Origin of the sequence: Kitasatospora sp. GP82, from assembly GCF_029892105.1 — a bacterium.
GTDB lineage: Bacteria > Actinomycetota > Actinomycetes > Streptomycetales > Streptomycetaceae > Kitasatospora.
On the sequence record NZ_JARZAJ010000118.1, the window covers coordinates 1 to 1,756 of the forward strand.

A 1,756-nucleotide genomic window follows, 5' to 3' on the forward strand; every position below is an offset into this window, starting at 1 on the left:
AGGGCTCGCAGAGCATTAACCCGTAGCTTCCCGCTCTTTGGCTCGTTGCTGTGGTATGAGCGCGTTGGAGGGGGAACATGCCTCACTGGCAGCCAAGTTCGAGGTGATCTTCCCGCATCTCGATGAGCGTCAGCGGCGTCTGCTGATAGGGGCAGAGGCCCGGTCGATCGGCCATGGCGGGATCAGGCTGGTGGCCCGCGCCGCCGGTGTCCGCGAGGCCACGGTGTCACTGGGAGTCAGCGAACTCGACTCTGGGGAGCCACCGTTGGGACGTACCCGTCGGCCGGGCGGGGGTCGCAAGCGCGTGGTCGATCTGAACCCCGCGCTGCGGAGCGCCTTGCTGGAGCTGGTCGAGCCCGACATGCGTGGCGACCCGATGTCGCCCCTGCGCTGGACCACCAAGTCGACACGCAACCTCGCCGACGAGCTGACCGGACGGGGTCACCGGATCTCCGCGGACACCGTCGGCGACCTGCTGCGCGAGGAGGGCTTCAGCCTGCAGGGCAACGCCAAGACCATCGAGGGCAGGCAACACCCCGACAGGGACGGGCAGTTCCGATACATTAACGAGCGGGCCAAGAGCCACCAGGACACCGGGGATCCAGTAATCAGCGTCGACACGAAGAAGAAGGAGATCGTCGGCCCGTACAAGAACGGGGGTCGAGAGTGGCGTCCCGAGGGCGAGCCGCTCCAGGTCTCCACCCATGACTTCCCCGACAAGGAACTCGGCAAGGCCGTCCCGTACGGCATCTACGACCTGGCCGCGAACACCGGCTGGGTCAACGTGGGCACCGACCACGACACCGCCGCCTTCGCGGTCGAGTCCATCCGCCGCTGGTGGCACGGGGCCGGGAGGGCCGGCTACCCGCAGGCCACGCGACTGCTGATCACCGCCGACGCCGGCGGCTCGAACGGCTACCGCACCCGCGCCTGGAAGGCCGAACTCGCCGCCCTGGCCGTCGAGACCGGCCTTCATGTCACTGTGTGTCACTTTCCTCCGGGCACGTCGAAATGGAACAGGATCGAGCACCGGCTGTTCTCCCACATCACGATGAACTGGCGCGGCAGGCCCCTGACCAGCCACGAAGTCATCGTCAACAGCATCGCCGCGACCACCACGCGCACCGGACTTACAGTCCACGCCGAACTCGACACCGACACCTACGCCACCGGGGTCCGCATCGCCGACGGGCAAATGGACGCCTTGCCGCTGAACCGCCACGACTGGCACGGAGACTGGAACTACACCCTTCGCCCCGAGGAGTATGCCCAGGTCAGCGCCGAGCCGGACCCGTTCGACCAGCCGAGTCCCGACCTCGCATGGCTCTGCCACCCAGCCCTCACCGGACTGCCGCCCGCCGAGTGGGACGGTCTGATCGCCACCCTGACCACGTTCCACGAGTCCCAGCGGGAAGCGGAGTTGGACAATCGGCGCGGCCACCGACCACGAGTGAAGGGCGACGGTGGCACCGGGCGCCGCCCCATCCTCACCCTCGCCGACCGACTCCTGGCCACCCTCCTCCACTACCGGCTCGCCATGCCCCAGGTCACCGTCGCCACCTTGTTCAACGTCCACCCCGGAACGATCAACAGGCGTATCCGTGACATCCGCCAACTCCTCGACGCCGCCGGACATGCCATCCAGCCCACCGAAAACCGGCTCGTCACCCTTGACGACCTCTACAGCCTCGCGAGCACGGCAGGAATGACCCGCCCATCGGAGATCAAGACTGCGAGTTAATGCTCTGCGAGCCCT

At 67.3% G+C, this 1,756-nt stretch carries 1 protein-coding gene; it reads left to right on the plus strand.

Features of this window, described 5'->3' with window-relative positions:
- The first annotated feature begins 55 nt into the window (after positions 1-55).
- Positions 56-1,741, plus strand: coding sequence for an ISAzo13 family transposase (locus P3T39_RS37325; protein ID WP_280703778.1), 1,686 nt, complete (start codon positions 56-58; stop codon positions 1,739-1,741).
- Positions 1,742-1,756 lie beyond the last annotated feature (15 nt).

Bases quoted from the DNA above. Each gene is read 5' to 3' on its own strand.
- P3T39_RS37325 (WP_280703778.1), top strand. From the start codon at position 56: ATGAGCGCGTTGGAGGGGGAACATGCCTCACTGGCAGCCAAGTTCGAG.